This window comes from Amycolatopsis sp. NPDC104587, assembly GCF_055583645.1.
Map to the genome: position 1 here is coordinate 1 of NZ_JBVJNO010000021.1, position 17,671 is coordinate 17,671.

Genomic DNA, 17,671 nt, shown 5'->3' on the forward strand with positions numbered 1-17,671 from the left:
CCCCCCCCCCCCCCCCCCCCCCCCCCCCCCCCCCCCCCCCCCCCCCCCCCCCCCCCCCCCCCCCCCCCCCCCCCCCCCCCCCCCCCCCCCCCACGGCCGTGTCCGATCCGGACGGTGCGCTAGTTGTCCCAGCGGTGCCGCCCGCCGCGCGCCCCGGCGATCGCACGCACTCGCAGCGCCAAGTCACTCCGGCGGGCCCGGCGCGCGTACTCCAGCAGCGCCTCGACCTGCTCCCGCGGGAGCGTGCCCTGGTCCGCGCCGACCTCCAGGCGCAGCAGGTGCGTCACCAGCTCCCGCGAGTCTTCACCCTGTGCCCCGGCCAGCTCCGCGAACCGCTCGGCCGCTTCGGCCTCACCGTCGCACCACGCCGTCATCGACAGCAGGGTCGCCGTCGCCGTCAGGATGTCGCCGCGGTGGACGCCCCCTTCGGCCGCCAGGTGCTCCGCGAGCTGGAAGCTGTGCGTGCCGACCCCGCCGGCGCCCTCTCTGCGCACCGCTTCCGCGAGCGCCCTGATCTGCTGCGTGACATAGTCCCCGCTCGACAACCCCGCCATGCTGTCCCCTCTGCCGCGCACGACAACTCGTGCGTCACCCCGACAGGTGTATCGCATCGGCGGCCAGATACGTCGGATGCCCCACCGGGTTTCCGCCGAGTGGTCGCATGATCAGGTCGGGCGGCCGCCCTCGCCGCGGCGCTGTGACACGTACACCGCCGCCGAGGTCCGCCGCTCGACCCCGAGCTTGTGCAGCACCGACGACACGTAGTTCTTCACCGTCTTCTCGGCCAGGAACAGCCGTTCGGCGATCTGCCGGTTGGTGAGGCCCTCCGCGACGAGGTCGAGCACCCGCCGCTCCTGCGGGCTGAGCTGCTCGTACCGCGGGTCCGGCGCCGCCGTCGACGTTTCTCCCCGCAGCTTGTTCATGACGGACGCGGTGAGCGTGGCGTCCAGCAGCGAGCCGCCGACGGCGACCGTGCGGACGGCGTCGACCAGCGACCGGCCGGAGACCTGCTTCAGCATGTACCCGGCCGCGCCCGCCATGATCGCGCCGAACAGCGCGTCGTCGTCCGAATAGGACGTCAGCATCAGGCACGCGGGCGGCGGCTCGACCGTCGAGCGGATCTCGCGGCACACCTCGACGCCCTGCCCGTCCGGCAGCCGGACGTCGAGGATCGCGACGTCCGGGCGGACCTGCGGGATCCGGACCAGCGCCTCGGCGGCGGTCGCCGCCTCCCCGGCCACCTCGATGTCGGCTGCGGGTTCGAACACGGTCTTCAGCCCGGTGCGGACCAGCTCGTGGTCGTCGAGCAGAAACACCGAGATCGTCATCACGCACTCCCCTGCTCGCCGGTTCGCGCCGGCAGCTCGGCCGTCCACTCCAGCCGGGAGCCGCCGCCGTCGGCGGCCACCAGCACGCACTTCCCGCTCCACCGCGCCGCGCGGGCGGCCAGGTTGCCCAGCCCGCTGACCCGCCCGGCCGCCGTCGGCGGGCCGGTCCCGTCGTCGCGCACCACCAGGCTCAGCCGCCGGCCGAGCCCGTCCACGATGACCTCGACCGAGCACGACGTCGCCCCGGCGTGGCGCGCGACGTTCGTCAGGGCTTCGCGCAGCGACGCGGTCAGGTCGGTGCGGACGGCGTCGGGCACCGCGGCGTCCAGCGGCCCGTCGAAGCCGACGCGCGGCTCGAAACCCAGCGTGTCCCGGGCGTCGACGGCCACGCGCAGCAGCTCCGCGCGAAGACTGCCCTGGGCCTGCGACGGCGCCTGCAGCGAAAAGATGCTGTTGCGGATCTCGCGGATCGTCCCGTCGAGGTCCTGGGCGAACCCGGCCACGCGCGCGCCGACCCCCGGATCGGAGATCAGCCTGCTGACCCCTTCGAGCCCGAGCCCGGTGGCGAAGAGCCGCTGGATGACGAGGTCGTGCAGGTCGCGGGCGATCCGGTCGCGGTCCTCGAACACCGCGAGCTGCTGGCGGGCCACCTGGGCCCGGGAGAACTCGACGGCCAGCGCGGCGTGCCCGGCGAACGTCTCGGCCAGCTGGACGTCGGAGTCGGTGAACGGCGACTTGTCGCGGAACTTCGCCACGACGAGCACCCCGAGCGTCTCGTCGCCGACGATCAGCGGCACCGAGATCGCCGCGTCCAGGTCCTTGATCATCGCGGGCATCGGCCCGGCGCGGTCGCGCTGCTCGTTCTGGACGTGCTCGCCGTAGTCGCGGACCACGACGGGTTTGCGTGTGGTGTAGGCGATCCCGGTGGCCGTGCCCTCGGTCGGGACGGTCAGCCCGGTGAGCCGGTCGGAGTCCTCCCCCGGCGGCTCGACGACGTCGAAGACCAGCTGCCCCGGCCCGGCGGGCAGCGCGATCGCGCCGCCGGTGCCGCCCGCCACCACGCGGGCGCGTTCGGCGATCAGCCGCAGGGTCGCGCGCAGGTCCTGCGCGCCCAGCAGCGCGCGGGTCACGTCGTAGGACGCTTCCAGCCAGCGTTCGCGGCGGCGCATCCCGTCGACGAGCACGGCTTTCTCGACCGCCATCCCGGTCGCCGCGGTGAGCGCGCCCAGCACCTCGCGCTGACGACGGCCGAACTCGGCGCCGTCGCCGGGTTCGACCGAGAAGGTGCCGAACATCCGCTCACCGGCCCGCAGCGGCAACTGGACCGGGACCCCGCTGCCGGGGCGCCCGTGTTCGGCGACGGCGCCCTCGGGGCCGGTCACCTCGAGCCGGCCGTGGCGGGCGCCGAGCAGCTCGCACACCGTCTTGGCCGCGCGGTCCAGCACCGCCGGCAGTTCCAGCTCCCGTGCGATCCCGGCCACCGCGGCCAAGATCATCGGCATGCTGACTTCGTCCGCCACTGTTCCCGTCGACCCCGTTGGCTCGCCGTCTCCCGGAGGACTCCCCGGGCCGTCAAGGGTGCCACAGGGGGCTGCCCGTGTCGGTCCCATCCGGTTCGTCCATCCGGTGGGTCGATCGGAGCAGTGGCTTTGTTACTCGGCGTGGCAGGCGATGCGGTGACCGGTGATGGCTTCGACGGGGATCCGCAGGAACCGCCGCCCGGAAAGGGAGGGACACGGGCACAGGCAGGCGACCTCGTCGTCGACGGCGGACTCGGTGGCCCGGCCCAGGAGGCTCACGTACCAGCCCGCGCCGAAGTCGGCGGCGAAGTCGTCGGCTTCGAACGCGACGACGGCGTCACGCGCGCCCGCGTAGAGGGGACTGCCCGCCGGCACGGCGAACACGACGGCTTCCTCGACGACGGTGAACCGCACCGGACGGACCGCGGGCATGGCGCGGTGGGTGAAGATCACCCGGCCGAGGCTCGCCGTCCGGAGCAGGGCGAGGCACTGCTGCCGGTCGAGCAGCAGCCCGAAGCCCACGTCGTCCACCATCGCGTACCTGTGTTTCTCCTGTGAAAAATCCCTGGTGACCAGCGTGATCGAAAGCCGTGGACGGCCGGTAGGGCCGTTCGGCCCGAGCGCCGCCGCGGTGGGCCGCCGACGCCTTTTCGCCGCGGCGACGGCACAGCGCGGGCCCGCGCGGTAGGGCCGGAAGACCCGGGCCGTGGCGGCCGCCCGGCCGGTGTCGAGCCCCCGCTCGTCGATCTAGCGTCGTGACTGTTCGTTGCCGGCGAGCGCTGCCGAAGGAGACGTGAGAACGATGCCGCCGCACTCCGCCGAGGGTGACGCCGCACCCACGGCGACGTTCGTGCTCGACCCGGCGCTGGTCCGGTCCGCCGTCGGCGGGAACCGGGCCGCGGTGGCCGGGCTGCTGCGCGCGCTGCGGCCGATGGTGTTCCGCTACTGCCTGGGCCGCCTCGGGGCGTGGCAGGACGGCTCGTCGGACGCCGAGGACTGCGCCCAGGACGTGCTGCTCGCGGTCGTGCGCGCGCTGCCGGGTTATCGCTACGAGGTGGACGGCTTCGTGCCGTTCGTCTTCGGCATCGCCGGGCACAAGGTCTCCGACTTCCACCGCCGCCGGGCGCGCGACCGCACGAGCCCGGTGGCCGACCCGCCCGCCGAGCGCTGGGTCGGCGCGGACCCGACCGGCGACGAGGTCGAGCGCTCCGCCGCGCTCGACTGGTCGGCCGGGCTGCTCGACACGCTCCCGCCGCGCCAGCGGGAGATCCTGGTGCTGCGCATCATCCTCGGGCTCTCGGCCGAGGAGACGGCCGCGGCGGTCGGCCTGGCCAGCGCGGGCGCGGTCCGCGTCGCCCAGCACCGGGCGCTCACGACGTTGCGGCGTGGCCTGCTCGCCCAGAAGCGCGAGGCGGCCTCGTAAAGCCCGGCCACGGCCGGGGGGCGCCGCATCGAGGGACTTGGCCTCCTTCGATGCGGCTTCCTTCGTGTCCCGGGGCGCGGGACTTAGAGGCCCCCGATGCGACCTTCACGGACTTTCGCGGCGCCTCCCCGGCTGATCGTCGGCGCACCGGGTTCTCGTTCCTGCGGGTGGACACCATCGAGCAGGCCATCGTCCGCGAGAGCCCGCCGGCGCAGCCACTGGGTCCGGTCGGTTACGTCGTCGCGCGGGACGTCGCCGCCGACCTGCTCCGCACCGGCGCCGGCGTGATCGCCGAATGCGTCAACCCGCTCGCCGTCACCCGCGACGCGTGGCGGGACAGCGGGCTCGGCGCCGGGGCCGTGGTGCTGGAGACCGAGATCGTCTGCTCGGACCCGGCCGAACACCGCCGCCACGCGGAGATCCTCGACCGCGAGTACGAGCCGTGGACCCGGGACCGCCTCGTCGTCGACACCGCACGGGCCTCGGTCGACGAGGCCGCGGCGGTCATCGCAGCTGTGGCGCGGCCGTGACGTCGTCGTTGACGCTCTCCAGGCGGCGGCCGGTGGTGCGCGGGCCGAGGACCGCGACGTCCACCGCGACCACCACCAGCGCGGCGGCGACGACCAGGAACAGCGTGGTCGGGCCGTGCGAGCTCAGCAGCGGCACCAGCACGAACGGCATCGCGCCGCTGGCCAGCCGCGACAGCGAATAGGTGCCGCTGGAGGCCGTCGAGCGCAGCGCCGTCGGGAAGATCTCGGCCTGGTAGATGTGGTAGGCGTTCGAGAACAGGTTGCTGGTCGCGGTGTAGAGGAAGCCGAACACGAGGATCAGCGCCATCGAACCCGCGTAGCCGAACGCGATGCCGAACACCGCCATCGCCAGCACCGAGCCGACGACGAGGTACTTGCACTCCACACGTTCGACGATCGGCAGCAGGCCGAGCGGCACGTCCGGCAGCTCGTCGCGCACCGCGGCGACGGTCGCGCGGATCCGGCCAGGCCGGGCGGCACCTGCACAACACCTACGGCCGCGCGGCGGCCAACGCGTGGGAGGGGCTCGGACTCGGCATCCGCCGCTTCGACTCCGCGCTCGGCGGGCTCGGCGGCTGCCCGTTCGCCCCGGGCGCGTCCGGCAACGTCGCGACGGACGACCTCGTCGACTTCTTCCACCGCGAAGGCGTCGCGACCGGGATCGACGTCGGGAAGCTGGCCGAGCTGCGCGACCAGGTGGCTCTCGCCGTGGGGCACCGCCTCGGCTCCGCCCTGGCCGCGATCCCGGCGGTCCCGGCGGCGCTGCGCTGATCCCGGCGACGGGCGTGAATGACTCATTCCTGGCGTCGGACGTCAGGAATGAGTCATTCACCACGGCGGCCCGGCGCCCGGCGGCCGGGAATCTGATCTCCGGCCGGAACGGTTCTCCCGTCGTGGCGCGGTCACAGATTCCCCAACCCGCGGCCGGCGGGCATTCCGCGCGCCTCACTCAGGGATACGGATGCCGGTTCGGATCGGTTCAAAGTTTTTCGCCACACCCCTCGGAGCTGGACAACGCCCTGGTCGACGGCCCAAGATGACCGCGCACCCGAGAGCACCGGAGCGGGTCACGCGCGGCTACCCAGCGTGATCCACCTGCGCGCCGTCGCGCCCGCGTCAATTGGTGTGCGCCATTCTTCGTCAATTCTCGATGCCCTTTCACGCCCGCGCTCGACTACGGAAACGGAAACCGGTCCTGACGGTTCGTGATTGCCGGAAATACCTTCTTGCCCGGCATCAAGTCCCGGTGTAGCTTCCATCACGGAACGATAACCAGCCGGTTGACGGCGCGGCCACGGGCAGGTGGTCGCGCATCCGCCGATGTCGGGTCGGTGGGCCAGCCGGGAATCGTTCCCCCGCCGACGTTTTTCCTGATGGGCCGAGCCCTGCCTCGCGTCCGTTCAGTGTCGTGCGTTCCCGCCAGCCCGACACCCCCGGAGGATTCCGCATGTCCCGCACCCAAGGACGGCATCGCCTTTCCCGCAGAACGAAGATCGCGACCGGCGGCCTCGCCCTCGCGATCGCCGTGGGCGGCATCGTCGTCGCCACGACCACCGGCGGCACCGGCGAAGCCAGTGCCGACGAAACCGATCCCGCGCTCTACGTCGACATCCTGAAGGTGAAGCCGAACCAGTTCGACCCGCGGCCGGTCTACGGCGCGTCGACCGGCACCTTCACCGTCGACTGCGGCCGCAACGAGAACGGCCACTTCAACCCCGACAACTTCATCGCCCAGCCCGGCGTCCGCAACGGCGCCCAGCACCTGCACGACTACGTCGGCAACCTCTCGACCAACGCCGACTCGAACAACAAGAGCCTCGTCAAGGCCGGCACCACCTGCCGCAACGGCGACAAGTCCGCCTACTTCTGGCCCGTGGTCCGCATCGACACCGGCGAAGAAGAGAAGAACGCGCCGGCGAAGAAGCCCGACAGCGACCGCGCGCAGGCCGACCAGGAGGCGAAGACCGTGCAGGTCGCCTGCCCGGACGTCGCGAGCAAGCTCTCCGACGTGCCCGACCAGGCGATGGCGGAGGTCGACGGCAACCTCGACCAGCTCGACACGCAGACCGACGAGGCCAACCAGCGTGTCGCGCAGACGCAGGGCCAGGGCGGCGCGGACTTCGTGCAGAACGCCATCCTGAACCCGCTGAAGGACCGGCGCGCGGCGATCCTCGAGCGGATCGCCACCATCATCGCCCGGTTCGCGCCGAAGCCGAAGGACCTCGGCGGGCTCGCGCCGTGCGCGCCGAAGCCCGGCAAGGACACCGGCACGCCGACCCCGCCGCCGAGCAGCACCGCGGGTGGCGCGCTGCCGGGCCAGGACGAGAACAACGAGCTCCCGGGCAACGACGGGGAGATCCAGCGGCCGCAGAAGGTCCAGATCACCTTCCGCGGCAGCCCGGTGGGCAAGGTCGTGGCGATGCCGCGCTTCCTGCGTGTCCTCTACGGCGACGCCAAGCAGAGCACCAACGGGCCGGCCAACGCCCGGGCGAGCTGGACGTGCACCGGCTTCGAGAACCGCGTCACCGACAAGTACCCGATCTGCCCGCAGAACAGCAAGGTCAAGCGGATCCACACGTTCCCGAGCTGCTGGGACGGGAAGAACACCGACAGCGCCAACCACCGCACGCACATCGTGTTCCCGGACAAGTTCGGGCAGTGCGCCAAGGGGTTCAAGGCCGTGCCGCAGCTGCAGATCTCGCTGACCTACGACATCCCGCACGACATCCAGGTCAAGAAGCAGTACAAAGTGGACGCCTTCCCCCAGGAGAAGCACAACCCGCTGTCCGATCACGACGACTTCGCCAACGTGATGTCGCAGCGGATCATGAACGGGCTGGTCAACTGCGTGAACCGCGGCAAGAACTGCCGCGCGTGAGCTGAGCGGACCCTTCCCACGGCCTCCCACCGGCGATCCGCCGGTGGGAGGCCTTCATGGTTCCGGGCGTGCGTATCTCCCGGACCGGACCGTGACGAACGCGGGCGCGGCACGTGCGGACCGCAGTCCAGAAGACGCCGGAACACCCGGGCGCGACCGAAACTGGGTCACCTCACCACTCCCCGGTTGCGGCCGGGGCCCGCACACCGAAGAGGAGGAACCGCGGGACTTCCGCCCCACTGCACCCCGCCACGTGCCGCGGCCCCCTGGCTCCGGGGCCGCGGCACGCCCACGTCCGGCCCACCGGAGGTTCGTGATGCCCGCCGACGACGTCCGCCTGCGGTTGACCGGGGCCGAGGTCCACGACCTCGGCCCCGGACGGTGCCTGCTGATCACGCCGAGCGGCGGTGAGGTCACGGTTCCCGCGCCGGCGCACGAGGTCCGGGACTGGATCCGCCGCTGTGACGGCACCCGCGGCCGCACCGAGCTGCTGTCCTGGATGGACCCCGGCTTCGGCGAGATCGTCGACCTCCTGGCCGCGGACAGCGTTTCCGCGCCGGCACGCCACCCCGGCGCCGGGTCCCCCCGGATCACCACGACCACCGTGCTGCTGGCCGGTTCGCCGGAGCTGACCGCTCCCCTCGCGGACATCCTGACGACGTCCGGCTACGCGCGGGTCGAGGTGCTCACCGGCCTCGACCACACCTTCCCGGTGACCGCGGACGACACCGTCGTCGTCGCGGTGTACACCCGTCCGGCGCATGCCGAACTCACCGCGCTGGGCGCGTTGTGCGGCCGCCACGGGCTGCGCTTCTTCCCGTTCCGCGCCGAACACGGCCGGGGTCTCGCCGGGCCCGCGGTCACGCCGGGCGCCGGCCCCGGTTTCGCCGACGCGCTCGCCCGTCGTGCCGCCGCCGAGGATCCGCGGGAGCTCGACGACGGCGGCTCGCGGTTCTCCCCCGCCGACGCCCGCTGGCTGCTCACCACCGTCGCCGTCCAGCTCGGACGCTGGATCGCCGGTGAACCCGCCGACACCACCACCGGGGAGCTCGAGCTCGACCCGGCGCGGTTGACGGCGCTACCGCGGCCCGTGCTGCCGTTGTCCTCCCGGCGCGGGCAGGCGGCGGACGAGCCACGCCCCGGCCTGCTCGTCGACGACCGGACCGGGATCGTGACCGGCGTCCACGAACTGCCGGGCGCCCCGGCGCGGCTTCGGGTGTGTGCCGCCGATGTCGCGGGCCACGGACGGGTGGTCGGCTCGTCGTGGCAGGACGTCGAGTCCGCCCGCGACGCGGCACTCGGCGAGGCGGTGCGGCTCTACTGCGGCGCGTCACCGCTCTCGGACGACGACGTCCGCCACGACAGTTACGCGCGGCTGCGGCGCGACGGCGTCCCGGCGCTCGACCCGCGCCGGCTGAACCTCTACTCGCCGCGGCAGCACCGCACCCCCGGTTTCCCGTTCGCGCCGCTGACCCCCGATGTCGCGATCAACTGGCTGGAAGGGTTTTCCCACACCCGGCGAGAACCGGTCTGGGTTCCGGCGTGCCTCGTCTCGCCCGGGCCCGGCGTCCGCTTCACCGCCCCGCTCACCGCCGGGGCGGCCGGCGGGACCAGCGAAGAGCAGACCCTCACCGCCGGTCTGGAAGCGGTGCTGGCCCGGGACACGGCCATGCTCTGGTGGGCCAACACCCCGCGGCTGCCGCGGCTCCGGCTGACGACCGAACTGCGCGCGCTCGTCGCCGAGACCGCCGAAACACACGACGTCACGCTCATTCCGCTGGACACCGAGTTCGGCGTCCCGGTGGTCGCGGCCGCCGTCTTCGACCGCACCCGGCGGCGGCTGACAACCGGGTTCGCGAGCCGCTCCGACGCGGTCGAGGCGGCCAAAGCAGCGCTCGCCGAGGGGTTTTCGTTGCAGTACACGCAGCTCACGCTCGACGACGAGCGGGCGCCGGGCCGGTCGGGCGCGCTCAAGCCGTACCGCGCCGACCGCCGGTACCTCGACTCCTACCGCGAGGACTTCGCCGACGTCGTGGATCCGGCGTGCCAGCAGCAGGTCCACCTCGACCCGCGCGCGGCGGCCCGGACCGCGCCGTGGGTGCGCGACCTGCCGGCGCGCGACTGGGAGGGCCTGCCGGCGTTGGGAGAGCGGACTTTCAAGGCCTACCAGGATCGGGTGGAAGCGCGCGGGTTCGAGGTGATCAGTGTCGACCTCACCACTCGCGACGTCGCCGCCGCCGGCTTCCACGTCACGCACACGCTCGTACCGGGGCTGGTGCCCGCGTTCCCGGCCGGGCTGCCCTGCTGGGGCGACGGCCGGATCCGCCGGGCGGCCGTCGACCTCGGGTGGCGGGAGAAGCCGTTGCCGGAGGAGCGGCTGAACGTCTTCCCGCTCCCCTACGCCTGAGAAGTTCTTTCGGTGGCTTCGCTTTCCGCGCGTGTGAGCGTGTCTTCGGTGATCCCGAACAGGCCGCCGACGACCGCGAAGGCCAGCACGGCCATGAGCACGAACACGGTGTGCAGCCCGGCGGCCTGCGCGAGCGCGCCGCCGGCCAGGGCGCCGAGCGACTTGGTGCCCCAGGCGACGAGCCGGTGGCTGCTGTTGAGCCGGCCGAGCAGGCGGTCGGGCGTCACGCGCTGGCGCAGCGACACCATCACGACGTTCGAGACGAGGATGCCCGCGCCGCCGAGGAAGAACGCGGCCCCGACGAGGAACGGGTCGGCCGTCACGGTGAGCACGCCGACCGTGAGCCCGCCGGCGAGCCACGACACCCACAGCGCGCGGACGCGGCCGAGCAGCCGTTCCACCGGCTCGGCGAGCAGCGACCCGGCCAGGCCACCGGCGGCGGTCATGGCCATCAGCAGGCCGAAGGCGGGTCCGGAGAGTCCCATCGCCGAGCCCGGGCCAGCCGCGTACAGCACGAACACGGCGAAGGTCGCACCGGTGGCGAAGTTGAACGTGCCGACCATGACCGAGAACGTCCGCAGCACCCGGTGCCGCACGAGGAACCGCAGGCCTTCGGTGATGTCCGCACGGAGCGACGTGGGCGCCGGGCGTTCGATCCGGTAGGACCCGCGCACCAGCAGCAGCGCCACGACGGCCACCGCCCACAGCGCCACCGGCGTGACGAGGGCGGCGACCACCCCGGCCGCGGCGAGCACCCCGGCGAGCGGCGGGCCGGCGAACTCGTTGGCGGTCTGCTCGACGGCGAACATCCGGCCGTTGGCGCGGGCCAGCTGCGCCCGCCCGACCACCTGCGGCACGATCGACTGCGCGGCGGTGTCGTAGACGGTCTCGGCGCACCCCACCCCGACGGCGGCGACGTAGAGCGCCCAGATCGATCCCCCGCCGAAGACGGTCAGCAGGCTCACTCCGGTGAGCAGTCCGCCACGGACGAGGTTGGCGGTGAGCATCGCGCGGCGGCGGTCGAGGCGGTCGACCAGCGCGCCGGCGGGCAGCGCGAAGAGCAGCCACGGCAGGCTGAAGGCGAAGGCGAGCCCGGCGATGAGGGCCGGCTCGCGGGTGTACCCGACCGCGACGAGCGGCAACGCGACCTTGAGCACGCCGTCGGCGAGGCTGGACAGGCCGGCGGCGGTCCACAGCCGCCAGAACACGGTGTTCATGAATGGAGGTTCGCACATCGATGGGGAATTCTCCATCGCTGTGACGCAATTCCATCGATGGACTACGCTGCGTTCATGACCGAGCCCCGCCGCCGCCGGCCCGCGACCCCGGCCGAGGCCAAGGCCCTCGGCCACCCCCTGCGGCTGCGCATCATGCGGCTCTGCCTGGTCGACGAGCTGACGAACAAGCAGCTGGCGGACCGCCTCGACCGCGACCCGGGCACGGTCCTGCACCACGTGCGTCAACTGGTGGCGGCGGGCTTGCTGGAGCCGGCGCCGGTCCGCACGGGAGCCAGCGGCGCGCTGGAGAAGCCGTACCGTTCGAACAACGAGACGTGGTGGCTGGACGGCCCGCTGGCCGGCGCCGACCCCGAGACGCGGTTCGCGCCCCTGGAGATCTTCCAGGAGGAGCTGCGCGAGGCGGGGCCCGAGTCGGTGGTGGTGCACGAGAAGTTCCTGCTGCACCTGTCCCCTGACGAGGCCGCGGAGCTGGATCGGCGCATCCTGGCGGTGCTGGACGAGTACGTGGCGACCGATCACGAGCGCTCGGACCGGCTGGCCGTGGGGGGGATTTTTGTGCTGCACCACGTGAAGCGGGAGGGTTCGGAGACGCCGGGAAGCCGTGAGTGACTGCCCCATTCACGACGCCGGACCAACGACACGCGCGGCCCCTGCCCGGGGGAGGTGGGCAGGGGCCGCGCGTGACTACCGCTCAAGACGTCAGTGGTTCACCTTGAACCAAGGCTGCGACCAGCCGAGGTACGTCTGGCCCCACTTGCTCTTGATCTGCGCGATCGTCGTCTCGGTGTAGCTGCCGTAGCCGTTGATGTCGTTCGACAGGAACTTGCCGCCGCCGATGGAGATCATCGTGTGGCCGGCGCCGCTGCTCTTGAAGAACGCCAGCCCGCCGGCCGGGACCTGGGTGTCGCCCGGGTGCTTGAACGAAGCCGGGATCTGCGTCCAGTGGACGTACGCCGTCTCCGAGCCCGACGCGGTCCAGCCGTAGTTCTGCGCGTTGATCCGGTCGCACCAGCCCTCGTAGGAGTCGAGGTCGTTCGTGTGGACGCGGGTCTTGGCGTAGGCCACTGCCTGGGCGCACGTCTTGGGGTTGCCGGTGCCCGCAGTGGTGCAGGTCAGGGTCGAGCCCGCGCAGTCCGGGGCCACCCGGCCGTCCGAGCCGGTGTAGACGTAGGCGTCGCTGATGTAGCCGTCGCCGACCTTGTCCCAGATGTCCGAGGTGCCGTACTTGCCGTCGACGGTCGAGCCGTTGGTCTGGCAGGAGATGGTGACGGCGGTGCCGTCGGCGACGGTGCCGACCGGGCTCCCGCTGGTGCTCGGGGTCGCCCGCACGGTCAGCGCGATCCCCGAGTCCGTGTGCACGGTCCCCGTGGCCGCCAGGGCCGGGGTGGCGCCGGCGAGCACGATCGCCGCGGCGATGCCGGCCACGCCGGCCGCCCGCTTCCCGATCCGAATTCTCATGGTCTGTCCCTCCAGGATGTGTGTGGGGACAGCATGGAGACCGCCGGTACAAGGCCCGTACAAAAGCGCGGACCCCTTGTGGAGATGCGGCAAACAGGACGAGCCCTGCCGGTCGGCCGACCGGCGGGGCTCGTCGAAACCGGGCTCAGGCCAGGTATTCGGCCACCGCGCGCAGGCTCACGTACGAGCCGCTGAACGTGTCGATCCGCGGCCGGTCTTCCGCCACCGGGCCCGGCGCGCCGGTCTCGACGCGGATGAAGCCCACCCCGGACAGCGCGGCCAGCAGCTCCCGCACCCGCGGGTGCCGGTGCGCTTCCCGCGTGACCACGACGACGCTGCCGAACCCCTTCGCCGCCTCGAGGATCGTGTCGGCGTCTTCGGGGGACGCCGTCATCGCCCGGGTGCCGGGCACCAGCTCGGCCAGGTGCGCGCCGAGGCCCCACGGCATCGGGCCGGCCGCAATGGTCGGCTCGGTCTGGACGTCGACGACCAGCGGCGGGCCGGCCAGCCGCGGCTCGCCGGTGACCCGCAGCGCCTTGCGCGCCGCCTCCAGGCCGAGCCGGCGGTCGACCGGGCCGACCGTCGCCGGGGCCGGGTCGGTGCCGAGCGACGCCGTCCGCGAAGCCGCCTCCTCGAGCCGCTCCAGCGGCAGCTCCCCCGACGCCACCGCGGCGACGATCGCCGCGTTGATGGCGTCCAGGGCGTCGGCCTCGAAGGCCGCGCCGCCGATGCACAGCGCGTCCGCGCCGGCGACCAGGGCCCGCACGGCGGACTGGCCCAGGCGGTCGTGCCGGCCGTACGCGCCGGACACCGCGCCCATCTCCAGCGCGTCGGTGATGATCGCGCCGGTGAAGCCCAGCTCGCCGCGCAGGACCTCGGTGAGGGCCGTCCGGTTGAGCGTGGCCGGCTCGTCGCCCCAGGCCGGGACGACCAGGTGGCCCGACATCACCGAGCGCACCCCGGCCCGGATCGCCGCGGCGAACGGGACCAGCTCGATCTCGCGCAGCTCTTCCGGGGTCCGCGGCAGCACCGGCAGCGCCACGTGCGAGTCCTCGGTCGCCGCGCCGTGGCCCGGGAAGTGCTTCGCGCACGCCGCGACGCCGTACTTCTGCAGGCCGGTGACGTACGCCGCGACGTGTGGTGACGCCTTCGCCGGGTCGGACCCGAACGCCCGGACGCCGATGATCGGGTCCTCGGCCGCCAGGGTCAGGTCCGCGCACGGCGCCAGGTTGATCGTGACGCCGCAGGCCGCGAGCCGTTCGCCGAGCGCGGCGGCGACCGCCGTGGTCAGCTCCGGGTCGTCGGCCGCGCCGAGCGCCAGCGGGCCCGGCACGAACGACCCGGTGTTGACGTCGAGGCGGGTGACGTCGCCACCCTCCTCGTCGATGCCGACGACCACGCCGTCCCGCTCGCCCCGCAGCTGCGCGGTGAGCGCGGCGACCTGCTCGTCGTCGACGACGTTGCGGCCGAACAGCACCACCCCGCCGAGGCCCTCGGCGATCCGGCGGCGGAGCCAGTCCGGCGCGGTGGTCCCGGCGAAGCCGGGCAGGACGACCGCTTCGGCGAGCTTTTCGGGAGCGGACACCGGCTACCCCTTCACCGCGCCGGCGGTCACGCCGGACACGAGCTTGCGCTGCACGATCAGGAAGAACACCAGCGCCGGGATCGCGTAGATGACCGACGCGGCCATCACGCCGCCCCAGTCGGTCGCGAACGCCGTGCGGAACGACGCCAGCCACACCGGCAGCGTCTCCTTCGGCTTGTCCCGGATGAACACCAGGGCGAACAGGTACTCGTTCCACGCCGTGATGAAGCTGAACACCGAGGTGGTGACCAGCCCGGGCCCGAGCAGCGGCAGCGTCACCCGGCGGAACGCGCCGGTCTGGCTGCAGCCGTCGATCATCGCGGCCTCTTCCAGCTCGTACGGGATCCCGTTGACGAAGCCGTAGAGCATCCAGACCGTGAACGGCAGCGTGGTGGCGAAGTAGATCAGCAGCAGCGACGGCAGCGTGTTGAGCAGCCCGGCGTCCCGCATCAGCAGGAACAGCGGGATGAACAGCGCCGACACCGGGGCCAGCTGCGCCACCATGACCAGCACCAGGAAGCCCTTGCGGCCGGTGAAGCGCAGCCGCGAGAGCGGGATCGCCGCCAGCGTCCCGGCGACCAGCGCGCACAGCACCGACCCGACCGTGACGATCAGGCTGTTGAGCAGGTACGTCGGGAAGTTGTCCTTGGACAGCGCGGTGGCGAAGTTGCCGAAGGAGAACGACGTCGGGATCAGGTCGTACTTGGGCGAGAGGATCTCGCCGGGCGTCCGCAGCGACGTGACGAACATCCAGTACGTCGGGAACACGATCGCGAGCGCCACGAGCACGCCGACGACCGAGAGCGCGATCCGCTGCGACAGCGGTTTCCTCACGTCAGATCACCTTCCGGGGTCCGGACCAGCAGCTGGATGTACCGGCCGGTGATGAGCGCCAGCACGATCAGCATCAGGGTCGCGATCGCGCCCGCCGCGCCGAAGTGGTTGCCCGCGATGCCCTTGAGGTAGAGCACAACGGCCAGCGTGGTGCTCCCGCCGTCCGGGCCGCCCTCGCGGATCGCCCAGATCTGGGCGAAGGCGTTGAAGTCCCACAGCACCGACAGGAAGGTCACCATCGTGGTGATCGGCCGGATGGCGGGCCAGGTCACCGCGCGGAACGTCTGCCACGGCCCGGCGCCGTCGATGCCGGCGGCCTCGTACTGCTCGCGCGGGACGCCGATGAGGCCCGCGTACAGCGAGAACGTCACGAACGGCACGGCCTGCCACACGATGAGCAGCCCGATCACGGCGAGCGTGCTGGGGCCGCTGGAGAACCACGAGAACCCGATGAAACTGTGGAACCCGAGCCGGTCGAGGGTCTTGTTGAGGATGCCGTACTGCTCGTCGAAGATCCACTGGAAGACGGTGGTCGTGGCGATCACCGGAGTCGCCCAGGCCAGCACGAGCGTCACCTGCACGATGATCCGGACGACCGGGTCGAGGTGGCGCATCAGCACCGCCAGCAGCAGGCCGCCGAGGATGGTCGCGGCCACGATCGAGGCGGTGAACACCAGCGTCCGGACCGTGATGGCCCAGAACTCCGGGTCGGAGAGCGTGTTCGTGTAGTTGTCGAACCCGACCCAGATGGTCTTGCCCGAGATGAGCTGGCCGATGTCGAGCTTGCGGAAGCTGATCGCGAGCACCTGGACCAGCGGCCAGGCGAGCAGGACGAGGATGGCGGCGAGGGCGGGGAGGAGGAGCAGGTACGGGAGCACCCGGTCGCCGAACCGGCCCCGCTTGCGCCTCCTGACCCCCGCGTCGCGCGGCGATGCCGGCGGGGTCGCCCCCGCCGGCATCGTCACATTCGCGGTCGCTGTCATCCGCCGATGAGCTTGTTCAGCGCTGCGTTGGCGTCGGCGGTCGCCTGGTCGAGCGTCTTCTTGCCGGTCAGGTACGCGGTCAGCATGTCCTTGACCGGGTTCTGGCCGGACTCCACGTCACCCCACTTCGGGCTGGCCGGCACGGCCTTGCCGTTGGTGGAGGCCTTCGCCATCACCGTGCCCAGCGGGTCCTTGTCCAGGCCCGCGAGGTCGGTCGACGTGCCGGGCACGACGCCGGCGGCAGCAAGCTGGCCCTGGTACTTCGCGCTGGAGAGCAGCTTGATGTACTCCTTGGCCGCGGCCACGTTCTTGCTGTTGGCCGGGATCGCCAGGTTGGAGCCGCCCAGGAAGACCGGGGCGCTCTGGCCGGCGGTCTTGCTCGGGATCGGGAAGGCGCCGGTCTTGGCGGTCAGGCTCGGGTCGGTCTTGGCGGCCGTCGGCAGCTCCCACGGGAGACCGATCATCATGGCCACCTTGCCGGCGCCGTAGACGGTCGCCTGCTGCGGCTTGGCCTCGTCGGCGTCCTTCGGCGCCTTGGTGCCGGAGGTGTCGACGAGCTTCTTGTAGAAGTCCAGGCCCGCCTTCGCACCGGCGCTGTCCAGCGTCGCCTTGAAGTTCTTGCCGTCGGGCTGGGCGATGTCGCCACCGTTGTCCCAGATGAACGACAGCAGCGCGTACCAGTTCTGGCCCGGCATGTACAAGGGCTGGAAGTCGGGGTCGGACCCGAACTTCGTCTTCAGCTTGGTGATCGCGTCGACCCACTCGTCGTTCGACGTCGGCGTCTTGGTGATGCCGGCCTGCTCGAACATGTCCTTGCGGTAGATGACCTCACGGTTGGCCGCGTAGAACGGCACGCCGTAGACCTTGCCGTCGTAGCTGCCGGAGTCCGCGAGACCCTTCAGCCACTGCGCGCCGTTGAAGCTGTCCTTGTCGGCGGTCAGGTCGGTCAGCACACCGTCCTGCGCGGCGAACGCCGCGGTCTGCGTGTTGCCGATCTCGATGACGTCCGGCGGGGCGCCACTGGCCAGCGCGGTCGTCAGCTTCTGCTGGATGCCGTCCCACTGCTGGATTTCGTACTTGACCTTGACGCCCGGGTGGGCGGTCTCGAACTCCTTGTTGAGCGCGTCGGTCAGCGTGGTCGGCGCGGAGCCCGTCATCAGCCAGACCGTGACGTCGCCGGTGATCTGCGCGGGAGCACCACTCGACGAAGCGGCGGTGTCCGTGCCGCTGGAACCCGCGCAGCCCGCGGTCGCGAGGGTGAGTGCGGCGGCGCCCGCCGCCAGCTTGAGCCAGCGTTTCACTCGATGCCGTCCTTTCCATGCCCGGCCACCGTGGCCGGACGCCCCAAATGGTGTAGACCAATGTTGGAGCTAGAGTGGTACGTACCACAGGCGGTGTCAAGGCGGTTGCCGGAACGTTGTAAACGCACCGGGCACTCTGACGAAGAGTAGCCGACCGGTCACCCGCACTGCCCCGACCTGCGGCGG

General features: G+C 72.1%; 17 protein-coding genes. 6 read left to right on the forward strand and 11 right to left on the reverse strand.

Annotated features, from left to right (window positions below):
- Window positions 1–119: 119 nt before the first annotated feature.
- The 4 genes from ACZ61C_RS43505 to ACZ61C_RS43520 form a co-directional block, all read right to left on the reverse strand.
- Window positions 120–554, reverse strand: a complete 435-nt coding sequence (locus ACZ61C_RS43505) for a hypothetical protein (protein ID WP_465313823.1) — start codon at window positions 552–554, stop codon at window positions 120–122.
- A gap of 111 nt (window positions 555–665) precedes the next feature.
- Window positions 666–1,328, reverse strand: coding sequence for a response regulator (locus tag ACZ61C_RS43510; protein ID WP_465313824.1), 663 nt, complete (start codon window positions 1,326–1,328; stop codon window positions 666–668).
- Complete coding sequence (locus ACZ61C_RS43515; RefSeq protein ID WP_465313825.1) at window positions 1,328–2,830, reverse strand: GAF domain-containing sensor histidine kinase; 1,503 nt, start codon at window positions 2,828–2,830, stop codon at window positions 1,328–1,330. Before ACZ61C_RS43515 ends, ACZ61C_RS43510 begins: the two co-directional genes overlap by 1 nt.
- A gap of 150 nt (window positions 2,831–2,980) precedes the next feature.
- Window positions 2,981–3,382, reverse strand: coding sequence for a pyridoxamine 5'-phosphate oxidase family protein (locus ACZ61C_RS43520; protein WP_465313826.1), 402 nt, complete (start codon window positions 3,380–3,382; stop codon window positions 2,981–2,983).
- A gap of 268 nt (window positions 3,383–3,650) precedes the next feature.
- Between ACZ61C_RS43520 and ACZ61C_RS43525 the strand changes: the two genes are divergently transcribed.
- Both ACZ61C_RS43525 and ACZ61C_RS43530 read left to right on the forward strand, forming a co-directional pair.
- Window positions 3,651–4,271, forward strand: coding sequence for a sigma-70 family RNA polymerase sigma factor (locus ACZ61C_RS43525; RefSeq protein WP_465313959.1), 621 nt, complete (start codon window positions 3,651–3,653; stop codon window positions 4,269–4,271).
- Between the two features lie 167 nt (window positions 4,272–4,438).
- Window positions 4,439–4,801, forward strand: coding sequence for a P-loop nucleotide/nucleoside kinase family protein (locus tag ACZ61C_RS43530; RefSeq protein ID WP_465313827.1), 363 nt, complete (start codon window positions 4,439–4,441; stop codon window positions 4,799–4,801).
- Here the strand turns inward: ACZ61C_RS43530 and ACZ61C_RS43535 are convergent.
- Window positions 4,776–5,240 carry an MFS transporter gene (locus ACZ61C_RS43535; protein ID WP_465313828.1) on the reverse strand — a complete coding sequence of 155 codons (465 nt, stop codon included), beginning with the start codon at window positions 5,238–5,240 and terminating at the stop codon, window positions 4,776–4,778. The genes ACZ61C_RS43530 and ACZ61C_RS43535 overlap by 26 nt on opposite strands.
- Window positions 5,241–5,281: 41 nt before the next feature.
- On the opposite strand from ACZ61C_RS43535, the gene ACZ61C_RS43540 reads away from it, so the two are divergent.
- The 3 genes from ACZ61C_RS43540 to ACZ61C_RS43550 all read left to right on the forward strand — a co-directional run bounded on the left by ACZ61C_RS43540 (window position 5,282) and on the right by ACZ61C_RS43550 (window position 10,086).
- Window positions 5,282–5,572, forward strand: a complete 291-nt coding sequence (locus ACZ61C_RS43540) for a hypothetical protein (RefSeq protein ID WP_465313960.1) — start codon at window positions 5,282–5,284, stop codon at window positions 5,570–5,572.
- 676 nt (window positions 5,573–6,248) lie between these two features.
- Entirely contained in the window at window positions 6,249–7,679 is a 1,431-nt protein-coding gene (locus ACZ61C_RS43545) for a DUF1996 domain-containing protein (RefSeq protein WP_465313829.1), read from the forward strand.
- A gap of 316 nt (window positions 7,680–7,995) precedes the next feature.
- Window positions 7,996–10,086 (forward strand): YcaO-like family protein, encoded by a 2,091-nt coding sequence (locus ACZ61C_RS43550; protein ID WP_465313830.1) that lies wholly within the window; start codon window positions 7,996–7,998, stop codon window positions 10,084–10,086.
- Here ACZ61C_RS43550 and ACZ61C_RS43555 read toward each other — a convergent pair.
- Window positions 10,077–11,303 (reverse strand): MFS transporter, encoded by a 1,227-nt coding sequence (locus ACZ61C_RS43555; protein WP_465313831.1) that lies wholly within the window; start codon window positions 11,301–11,303, stop codon window positions 10,077–10,079. The genes ACZ61C_RS43550 and ACZ61C_RS43555 overlap by 10 nt on opposite strands.
- A 75-nt stretch (window positions 11,304–11,378) precedes the next feature.
- Between ACZ61C_RS43555 and ACZ61C_RS43560 the strand changes: the two genes are divergently transcribed.
- A complete protein-coding gene (locus ACZ61C_RS43560) occupies window positions 11,379–11,933 on the forward strand; it encodes an ArsR/SmtB family transcription factor (RefSeq protein WP_465313832.1) in 555 nt (184 codons plus the stop codon).
- A gap of 90 nt (window positions 11,934–12,023) precedes the next feature.
- Here ACZ61C_RS43560 and ACZ61C_RS43565 read toward each other — a convergent pair whose 3' ends face one another.
- The 5 genes from ACZ61C_RS43565 to ACZ61C_RS43585 form a co-directional block, all read right to left on the reverse strand.
- Window positions 12,024–12,782 carry an SH3 domain-containing protein gene (locus ACZ61C_RS43565; RefSeq protein WP_465313833.1) on the reverse strand — a complete coding sequence of 253 codons (759 nt, stop codon included), beginning with the start codon at window positions 12,780–12,782 and terminating at the stop codon, window positions 12,024–12,026.
- Window positions 12,783–12,927: 145 nt separating this feature from the next.
- The gene (locus ACZ61C_RS43570) at window positions 12,928–14,367 is read right to left on the reverse strand and encodes a glycoside hydrolase family 3 protein (RefSeq protein WP_465313834.1); all 1,440 of its coding nucleotides are present in this window, start codon (window positions 14,365–14,367) and stop codon (window positions 12,928–12,930) included.
- A gap of 3 nt (window positions 14,368–14,370) precedes the next feature.
- Window positions 14,371–15,201 (reverse strand): carbohydrate ABC transporter permease, encoded by an 831-nt coding sequence (locus ACZ61C_RS43575; protein WP_465313835.1) that lies wholly within the window; start codon window positions 15,199–15,201, stop codon window positions 14,371–14,373.
- A complete protein-coding gene (locus ACZ61C_RS43580) occupies window positions 15,198–16,184 on the reverse strand; it encodes a carbohydrate ABC transporter permease (RefSeq protein ID WP_465313836.1) in 987 nt (328 codons plus the stop codon). The genes ACZ61C_RS43575 and ACZ61C_RS43580 overlap by 4 nt, the downstream gene beginning before the upstream one ends.
- Window positions 16,181–17,485 carry a sugar ABC transporter substrate-binding protein gene (locus ACZ61C_RS43585; protein ID WP_465313837.1) on the reverse strand — a complete coding sequence of 435 codons (1,305 nt, stop codon included), beginning with the start codon at window positions 17,483–17,485 and terminating at the stop codon, window positions 16,181–16,183. The genes ACZ61C_RS43580 and ACZ61C_RS43585 overlap by 4 nt, the downstream gene beginning before the upstream one ends.
- Between the last annotated feature and the right edge of the window lie 186 nt (window positions 17,486–17,671).

Excerpts from the sequence above, each read along its gene's own strand:
- ACZ61C_RS43560 (WP_465313832.1), top strand. The coding sequence starts at position 11,379 with ATGACCGAGCCCCGCCGCCGCCGGCCCGCGACCCCGGCCGAGGCCAAG.
- ACZ61C_RS43515 (WP_465313825.1), bottom strand. The coding sequence starts at position 2,830 with ATGCCGATGATCTTGGCCGCGGTGGCCGGGATCGCACGGGAGCTGGAA.
- ACZ61C_RS43520 (WP_465313826.1), bottom strand. The coding sequence starts at position 3,382 with ATGGTGGACGACGTGGGCTTCGGGCTGCTGCTCGACCGGCAGCAGTGC.
- ACZ61C_RS43565 (WP_465313833.1), bottom strand. The coding sequence starts at position 12,782 with ATGAGAATTCGGATCGGGAAGCGGGCGGCCGGCGTGGCCGGCATCGCC.
- ACZ61C_RS43505 (WP_465313823.1), bottom strand. The coding sequence starts at position 554 with ATGGCGGGGTTGTCGAGCGGGGACTATGTCACGCAGCAGATCAGGGCG.
- ACZ61C_RS43525 (WP_465313959.1), top strand. The coding sequence starts at position 3,651 with ATGCCGCCGCACTCCGCCGAGGGTGACGCCGCACCCACGGCGACGTTC.
- ACZ61C_RS43580 (WP_465313836.1), bottom strand. The coding sequence starts at position 16,184 with ATGACAGCGACCGCGAATGTGACGATGCCGGCGGGGGCGACCCCGCCG.
- ACZ61C_RS43510 (WP_465313824.1), bottom strand. The coding sequence starts at position 1,328 with ATGACGATCTCGGTGTTTCTGCTCGACGACCACGAGCTGGTCCGCACC.
- ACZ61C_RS43555 (WP_465313831.1), bottom strand. The coding sequence starts at position 11,303 with ATGAACACCGTGTTCTGGCGGCTGTGGACCGCCGCCGGCCTGTCCAGC.
- ACZ61C_RS43545 (WP_465313829.1), top strand. The coding sequence starts at position 6,249 with ATGTCCCGCACCCAAGGACGGCATCGCCTTTCCCGCAGAACGAAGATC.
- ACZ61C_RS43550 (WP_465313830.1), top strand. The coding sequence starts at position 7,996 with ATGCCCGCCGACGACGTCCGCCTGCGGTTGACCGGGGCCGAGGTCCAC.